Annotated in this window: 7 protein-coding genes; 6 read left to right on the top strand and 1 reads right to left on the bottom strand. The window is 62.7% G+C overall.

From position 1 onward, the window contains the following. From M729_RS1000000139785 to M729_RS0129700, 6 genes are all read left to right on the top strand, one after another. On the top strand, positions 1-2,776 hold a 2,776-nt coding region (locus tag M729_RS1000000139785; protein ID WP_027163715.1), incomplete at its 5' end, for an Ig-like domain-containing protein. A 60-nt stretch (positions 2,777-2,836) separates the two neighbouring features. Next, the gene (locus M729_RS0129725; protein ID WP_027163714.1) at positions 2,837-3,208 is read left to right on the top strand and encodes a hypothetical protein; all 372 of its coding nucleotides are present in this window, start codon (positions 2,837-2,839) and stop codon (positions 3,206-3,208) included. 32 nt (positions 3,209-3,240) lie between these two features. Continuing rightward, positions 3,241-3,999, top strand: coding sequence for a lytic transglycosylase domain-containing protein (locus M729_RS01000000136175; RefSeq protein ID WP_032809598.1), 759 nt, complete (start codon positions 3,241-3,243; stop codon positions 3,997-3,999). A 302-nt stretch (positions 4,000-4,301) separates the two neighbouring features. Next, a complete protein-coding gene (locus M729_RS0129710; protein ID WP_245267663.1) occupies positions 4,302-5,288 on the top strand; it encodes an ABC transporter substrate-binding protein in 987 nt (328 codons plus the stop codon). 33 nt (positions 5,289-5,321) lie between these two features. Further along, positions 5,322-6,026, top strand: coding sequence for a hypothetical protein (locus M729_RS0129705; protein ID WP_027163712.1), 705 nt, complete (start codon positions 5,322-5,324; stop codon positions 6,024-6,026). 151 nt (positions 6,027-6,177) lie between these two features. Then, positions 6,178-6,930 (top strand): GGDEF domain-containing protein, encoded by a 753-nt coding sequence (locus M729_RS0129700; RefSeq protein ID WP_027163711.1) that lies wholly within the window; start codon positions 6,178-6,180, stop codon positions 6,928-6,930. A gap of 58 nt (positions 6,931-6,988) precedes the next feature. On the opposite strand, the gene M729_RS0129695 is transcribed toward M729_RS0129700, so the two are convergent. Beyond that, positions 6,989-8,536 carry a GMC family oxidoreductase N-terminal domain-containing protein gene (locus tag M729_RS0129695; RefSeq protein WP_027163710.1) on the bottom strand — a complete coding sequence of 516 codons (1,548 nt, stop codon included), beginning with the start codon at positions 8,534-8,536 and terminating at the stop codon, positions 6,989-6,991. Positions 8,537-8,544 lie beyond the last annotated feature (8 nt).

Raw genomic sequence — 8,544 nt, 5'->3', positions numbered from 1 at the left:
GACCAGCGAGACGGCGACCGGGACCTTCACGGTCGACGGCAACAATGAAGGCTACACGCTGACGCTCGACGGCAATGCCGGCGGGCCGGTGACGATCACGGCGATTGGCCAGACCGTGACGACGACGATGGGCGTGCTGGAGATCACCTCGATCTCGGCTCCCGATGCCGGCGGCGTCGTCNCCTACGGCTACAGCTACACGCTGTCGGGTCCGCTGACCCATAGCGGCCAGGGCGAGATCAACCCGCTCAGCGACACCATCACCATGACGGTGACGGACGCCACCGGCGACAGCGACACCACGCCGGCCTCGATCGTCATCTCCATCGTCGACGACATCCCGGTTGCCCAGAACGACACTTGGCTGCCGACGGTGACAACTGCCGCGGTCCTTACCGGGCTGCTCGGCAATGATGTGTTTGGCGCCGATGGTGTGGCCACGACGACGCCTGGCCAAATCACCGCGACAAACGGCGCCCACGGCACGGTGGTCTACAACAACGATGGAACCTTCACCTATACACCGACGGGCATCTATGTCGGGCCGGACTCTTTCACCTACACGATCAGGGACGGCGACGGCGACACTTCGACGGCCACTGTGACCTTGAATGTGCAGACCAACACCGTTCCGTCAGGGGGCGGCACAGTCTCGCTGACATTGAACGAAGCGGCGCTCGACACGGCGCTCGATCTAACGCCGCCTGCTGATCTCCAGGCAGGGGCCGTGACCGGTACCAATTCGGGCAGCCGCGGCGAGACGGCGCAGGCAGTCAGCGGCATCACCTTCACCACGACTGGCGAGGCCATTTCGGTTGCCTTTGCCGACCCGGTCGGTCCAAATTGGGTGGCGCCAACGGTTTCGGGCCTGGCTGTGGGTTACTCGATCGACTGGGCGATAGTTGGCGGTCAGCTTGTCGGCACACTGATGCAAGGTGCCAACAATCTCGGACCGGCAATCTATCTGTCGCTGTCGAACACCAATGCCAACGCCAATAGCTCGTTGACACCAGTTGTTACCGCGACGCTGACCGACCAGCTCCAGCATTTTGCCGGCTCGGGCAACGTCACCATCAATGGGCTTCAGGTGGTGGCGACCGACACCAGCGGCGATCATGTTTCCGGCGCGGTCAACCTGACGGTTTTGGACGACGTTCCGCTGCCGTTCAAGCCGGATGGTATCTTCGTCGAGAACATCAACCATACGACGCTCACGGAACAGATCAATTTCGGCCTGAGCGCCGGCGCCGATGGCGTGGGCAACGTTGTGTTCAACGTGACCGAAGGTGCAGCGGTCAAGGATGTAGCAGGCACGAACATCTTCCTGAACGGCGAACAGGTTCTCTTCCACGTCGTCGATTCGCACACGGTTGTAGGGCAGACTTCGGTAGCCAATGGCAGCGACCTGGCCTTCACGGCGACACTCGATCCGGCAACAGATACCTGGACCTATACGCAAAATGCGACGATGTTTGCCGGCAGCCAGTTCAATACGGCGAACTTCTCACCCAGTGGCGCCAACAGTGATGCGATCGTTCTGAATTCGATCGGGTCGACCAGTGACCTGCTTGCCACGGCTAATGGCCACACCGTAAATACGAGCACGGGCAGCTGGGGCGTCAATGGCGGAAACAGCATTGGGCCAGGCGAGGCGATTCGTTTCGATTTCGTCAGCAACGCAACGACCGACGGCACTATCGCGGGACTTCCCGCGGGTGCCGGAGCAGGGATCCATTATACGGATCACTACGAGGTGGCCAGCTATACCCAGGGGATCGGCAATGTCTCGGGATCGGCTCCGGTGTCGATAACCATTCGCCCGGTCAACGCCGACTATGACAACTCCTATATAGGCGACTTGGCTGGCGAAGGCACGGCGTTCGGCAGCCTAGTCACCGTGGTCAACGCCGGAGGGACCGTTAATCCGGCCGCAACGTACAATGCGTTGAACGGAACATGGACTGTCACCGGCCTGGAGCAAGGCGATACCTTTACCGTCATTGCAAATTCCGACCCGTTCAGCGCCATCGAAATTTCGGCCAATGCCGGCTCAAACGATTTCAAGCTGGGTCCGGTCACCTACACGACCGCCAACGCTGTCACGCCCTTCGACATCTCGATTCCGGTTAAGGCGACCGATGGTGACGGCGACGCGATCGCCGGCTCGGTGACGGCGCACCTTTCGCCCGATCTCAGCACCTGGCAAGGAACCGCCGCTGGCGAGACGCATACGACCACCCTTACCGAGACAACGCTGCTCGGCGAGGATGGCAGTGACACCCTCAACGGCCTCAATGGCCAGGCCGATATCCTCTCCGGTGGGCGCGGCAACGATACCCTGTCGGGCAACTCCGGGAACGATACGCTTTATGGCGGCTCGGGAGCGGACCTGCTGTCCGGCGGCGACGGCAACGACCTGCTGATCGGCGGGTCGGGCCAGGACCTGCTGACCGGTGGATTGGGAGCCGACACGTTCAAGCTCGAGAGCCTCGACATCAAGGATCTCATCGCCGACTACAGCGGCCTTGGCGGCCATGGCGACATAATCGACCTTACCGCCTTGTTCGACACAGCTTCCGGAGGTGCGAATGTCGGCGAGTTCGTGAACTACAATTCCTCGACCGGCACTCTCAGTGTCGACGCCGACGGTGCGGCCAACGGTGCCAATTTCGTCGACGTGGCTGCGCTGACCAACTTGCCTGTGGCCAGTAATACGATCACGCTGCTTTACGACGATGGCGTGACCCAGCATACGACGACGGCAAACCTGGTCTAACGGCATAGCGCACAACCATGCGATTATGTTATACGTCGCTAATATTTAGGGGAGCTAAACATGAAACGTTCTGCAAGACTGCTTGTTTCCGCTGCGACGCTGTTGCTGGCAGTCGGGTCGACGGGGTATGCCGCCGACATCATCGAAGGTCCGACAGGCGATTATTGCCGGGTCGTCGGCACGTCCAATCTGGTCTTGAACGACAACATCGTCGATCTGAAGCAGCAGGTGGTGAAGCTGATGGACGAGTCGGTCGCCGCCGCCAACAGCTCGGAGTGGATCAACTCGTCCCGGCCCGTCTTCGTCTGGGCATCGGAAGCCAAGGTCGCCTGCGGCATGGCTTACGGCTACCTGAAGACGAACTACAAGGACGAAGACACCCTCAACAAATGCGAGTGTTTTCACGATCGCATGGTCGAGTACATGCACTGACCGGATAGGCGAACCGACGCCTGTTGGCCATCATGACAGCCGACGGATCCTTCCTGAAAGCGGTCGCGGTCGCGATCGTGTTGCTTGGCTTCGTCCAAACGATCACGCCGGCCAGTGCCAACTGGCTGGAACGACCGTTCGTGAAACAACAGTTTTCGCCCGGCCTGAAGCAACCAGTGCGCTGTGATCCGACCACGGAGTGGACCCGGCAGGCATTCAAGGCGTTTGCCAGTTGCCAGGCATCGATCTATGGCCTGGAGCCGCTGCTGGCGCATGCCGTGATGGAGATCGAAAGCGGCTTCGATCCCGGCGTGCAAGGCGCCGATGGCGAAGTCGGCCTGATGCAGGTGATGCCGGCGACCGCCAGGATGCTCGGCTTTCGAGGGTCCCTCAACGATCTCAGCGCGCCGGCGGCCAACATCGCGCTGGGGGTCAAATATCTTGCACAGGCCAACAGGCTCGCCGCGGGTGATCTCTGCACCACCGTCATGAAGTATCGCGCCGGGCACAATGAAAGCCGGTTCTCGGCCCTTTCAGTCCGCTACTGCCAGCGTGCGCGGGCAATCCTGGCAAGGGAAGGGATCGAAGTGACCGGGCCTTTGCCGGTGGCGACGTTCGGCTTTTCCGCATTTTCGCCAGGCGAGGAGGGTGGAGCCCCTGCCCAGGCAAAGGGCGTCTGCGTGCGCCGCGTGTTCGTGCCCGGGCCGCGATACATGAAATGCGCCGACTATCGAAGTGCCGGGCAAGCAAGGCAGATCAGGGCGCTCAGAGGCAGGCTGTTCGGCGGCTAAAAGAACTACAGACGGCACTGCAAGTCCGCCGTAACATGCGTTGAAGACCAGACCGGGAACAATATCCGGCGGCACATAGGGGTGGAGCATTCATGGAAGCTGGCCGACAGGTCCACCGTCCGCGGACATGGGCAATCGCCTTGGCGCTCGCCGCGATCGTGTCGGGCTGCCAGTCGAAGGGCGGCGTGTCCGAAGTGCTCGATCCGGCGGCGGTTACCGCGCCTGCCGGGCAGAACGGCGCCGCCGGTGCCGGTCCCGTCCAGGCGACCCAGTCGCTGGGCACCGGGTCGACCAAAGTCACGATGCTGCTGCCGCTGTCCGCCCCTGGAACGGCCGGGGAAAACGGCAGGAAGATGCTCGATGCGACCAAGCTGGCGATGACGGATATCGGCAACGGATTGCTGGCGCTGACGGTAGAAGACACCAAAGGCGACAGCGCACTGGCCGGCAAACTGGCGGTTACGGCCATTACGACGGGGTCTAAAGTCGTCATCGGCCCGACCGAGCTGCCGGCGGCCCAGCATATTGCCACGCTGTCGGGGTCGAAGCGGCCACCGGTCCTGGCGCTCGCCGACAATTTCGCCGGCGGCCCCGGGGTCTATGCCGTGCTCCTTGGCGAAGCGGACAGCGCCGCCGCGGGCGCCGCGGGACTGGCCGCGAAAGGCAGCAAGAAGTTCGTACTGCTTGTCGCGGATGGCCCAAACGCCGGCGCCATGGAGAAGCGGGTCGCAAACAGCCTCAGCATCTACGGCGCGGCGCTCGCGGTCACTCTCCGATATTCTGCCGGCGACGGCGCGAAGACGGTCGACGAAATGGGCTCACTCGTGGACGCCCCAGACGCCGTCATCGTCGCCAGCGGCAATGGCAGTCCGTCGCCTGTCCTTGCCGCCCTCAAATCGAAGGGCATTCCGGGAAAGACGATCTCCGTCGTCGGGACGAACCGTTGGCTGGAGCACCCCATGGATCCGCTCTTCGAGGGGGCGTTTATCGCCACGCTCGATCCAAGCGAAACCGGGCCGATCGCCGACCGCTTCAGGACGACATACAACTATCCGGCTGACGTCAATGTGGCCTACGCCTATGATATGGTTGCCCTGACGGCAGGGATTGCCAGCGCGGTCGGGCCCGATGGTTTCAGCAAAAAGGTTCTCGAGAATCCAAACGGCTTTCGCGGCTCGACCGGCCTGTTCCGGTTTCGGGCCGACGGATCCAGCCAACGCTCGATGCCGTTCTATCGGATTGAAAAAGGTGCGCTCAAGCTGGTTGCCAAATCGACGTCGGGTTTCTGACCGGCGCAAATCCCTGGGATCCTGTTCAAGCTGATGGCCAGTCCGGACCGCAGCCGCTTGGCGATCGCGCTCGGAAGCCTCCTGCTTCTGGCCGGGATACTGCTGATCATTCAGGGCGGGGCGTTGCTTTCGGTCGATCGGCCTGTCCGTGCCCGGTCGCGGGATGTTGACGATACGCAGCCTGTCCGGCCGTTTGCCCGGGGTGCCGGCGCACAACGCCTGGAGCCGGCGCGCAGGGTTGCTCAAGACCTGATCGCTCCGCCACGGCTTGATCCCGCTGAGATCGAACGGACCGAGCCCCGTCCGCCGCTCAGCGAGCTCGGTCTCGCCGTGCCCCCGAAATCGCCGATGCCCAGGGATTGGCGGGAGGTCTTGCTCTACCGCCCGGTTGCCACATCATCGGCGATGTTCGAAGCCATGGGCCGCAAGGTGGTCATCAGCGGAGTGCGAGGCATCGATCTCGACAGCTCCTGCTCGTTTCATGACGTCACCTGGCCTTGCGGCGTGCGCGCCCGCGCCATTTTCAATTCCTGGCTGAGGGGACGCGCGCTGCACTGCTTCGTACCGCCGGACGTCGAGCGTTTTGCCGTCGCCGCACCGTGCAGGCTGGGCAAGCAGGATGTTGGCGCCTGGCTTGTCTCCAACGGCTGGGCCACGGCGCTGCCGAGCGGCATCTACGGCAAGGCGGAGGCGACAGCCAGGGACGCGGAGATGGGCATGTTCGGCCCGGCACAATAGGCTGTCATTCAATCCCTGATGTTTTGTTTGTTAACCGCCACGGGCGCAGCCTTGATGGGGTCATCGCGCAATCGATTAAATTGCAATGTTCCTTGAAACTGAAATTGCAACACACCGGCCTTATACAAGCCCATCCACAGGAGATCGGCCAGTGACAAAGACTATGGCGAGCACCACCGACCAGGCATGGAAAGGCGTCGCTTTGCTGACCTTTCTGGGAACCACTGCAATCCTGGGCGTTTCCGTCGGTCTCAATTATCTGCTTCTGTTCTCCGAGGCGCTGACGCCATTTGGGCGCAGCATGGTCACGGCAATCCTGTTGCCTGTTGTTCTTGGTGTTCCGCTTTTTCTGTTCGTTGGATTGAAACAGATCGAGCTTCGTCGCTATCGCCGGGAACTCGACAAGTCGGCAACCTTCGACACCACGACCGGCTGCCTGAACGGAGCGGTCTTCACGTCGATGGTCGAAAAAAGAACCGCAAGGCCGTCGGTGCCGGGGCCGAAATCCGGCGCCTTCCTGGTCATCCATTCGGAGCATCTGCGGTCCATCAACCTGCGCTTTGGTCTTGAATGGGGCGATCAAGCCTTGCGGCTCATAGCCTCAACCATACAATCGTCAGTGCGCGCGGAGGATCTGGTTGGACGTATGGGGACGTCGATGTTCGGGGTTTTCCTCGCCGGCGCGACCGAAGCAGAAGCCAGGGAAATCGGCGAGCGTATCAGGGCGCGCATCGCACAAGTCTATTTCGCGCCAAAAGGCACCGAGGATGCCTTGACGGTCAAGGTCGGCGGCGTGGTGTTCGAGAACCAGGTGGAGTTCGCGGACATGTTCCGGTCCGCCGAGCAGCGCATGGGCGGCGTCCAGGACGGAGCCGCGTTTGAGCTGACGCATCTCCATAGCTGATAGTCGCCGGGAAGCAGAGCCATTCGGAACCCAGGGGAAGTGTCGGACGCGGACGCCCTCACGCTGCCGGCGGGGTAACCCGTGAAGACGCCGCCCAGGTTTCGGCGATGGCGACGATCGCCGCGTTGATCGGTCCGCTCGGGATCGCCGGCATCACCGAGGCGTCGACGACAAAGGCATTGTCGAAGCCGTTCAGCCGCAAGTCAGGATCGACGACGGCCTCGGTGTCAAGACCCATCCGGCAGGTGCCGGCCGGATGATGATGGGTGGAAGCAGCCCTGGCGATGAAAGCATCGAGTTCGGCATCGGACCGAACCGGTGCGCCTGGCAGGATCTCCGTATCGCGCCATTCGTCCAGGGCCTCATGATGGCCGACCATGCGCGCCCGCTTCAACGCCATCCTGAATGTCGCGCGATCGTGTTCGGTTTCGAGATAATGCGGATCGATGACCGGCGCATCGTTGCGGCCCGGCCCGCTCGGTGTGATGCGCCCGCGGCTTGTCGGATGGGTGACGCCGCAAAGGATGGTAAAGGCCGAGCCATAAAGCGGGGCATTCAGGCCCTCGGCCGCCGACGGAGCGACGACGCAGGCGAGCACGATATCGGGACTTCCCATGGAGCGGATCGGGTCGTCGCTGTGCAGATACATCAGCGATTCGGAGTGCTGCAGGCGGGAAGGCGGCACCGGCTTTTTGGTGCTGTAGACATTTCCAAGAGCCAGCAGATGATCCTGCAGGTTGCGGCCCACCTCGCTGCGATCGGCAAGGCAGCGTATGTCAGCCTGCTTCAGCGTATCCGGGCAACCAATGCCCGACCGCATGAGGATGAGCGGCGTGGACACGGCGCCGGCGCAAAGGACAATCCGGTCGGCACAGAGCGTTCTGGTCTGGCCCTCGCAGACCACGCTCACGCCCGTGACCCTGTGGCCGTCCAGCACCAGATGCTCGACCTCGTGGCCGGCGAGCAAGGTCAGGTTCGGCCGCGCCATGACCCGCGGCGGCAGATAGGCGTCGGCGACGCTCAGGCGCTTGCCGTCGCGTATGTTGAGTGAATTGGGGCTGGTGCCGACCAGCTCGCCGCTGTTGTGGTCGCTCAGGGCGGGAGCCCCCATGGATCGCCCGGCGGCGATGTAGGCACGCACGACCGGACTGACCTCGGCGTCCGGCAGATAGACGTCCAGCGGGCCGCTCCTGCCGCGTGTTGGCCCGTCGAAAGCGGTGAAGGCTTCGCTGCGGATGAAGCCCGGCAACAATCCCCGATAGGACCAGCGCTCGCCGCCGGCCTGTGCCCAGGATTCGAAATCATCGGCATGGCCGCGCACATAGGCCATTGCATGCAGGCAGCTCGAGCCGCCGACGATTTTGCCGCGCGGCCATTCATGGACGCGGTTGGCGGTGAAGGGCTGGGGCACGGTCCGGTAGCTCCAGTCGTAGGCGCGGCCCTGGAGCATCGTCCATTTCAGCGGGTCGGCGATGTCGGGATCGGCCGGCATCGTCCCGGCTTCGATGAGGCCGACCTGGTACGACCGGTCTTCACTGAGACGGCTGGCAACAACCGAGCCAGCGGATCCCGCGCCGATGACCAGCACGTCGAAATGACGTTTCAATTTGAAAT

Source organism: Mesorhizobium sp. WSM1293, assembly GCF_000513875.1.
Taxonomy (GTDB): Bacteria; Pseudomonadota; Alphaproteobacteria; order Rhizobiales; family Rhizobiaceae; genus Mesorhizobium; species Mesorhizobium ciceri.
This window is presented reverse-complemented; position numbering and strand designations above follow the sequence as displayed.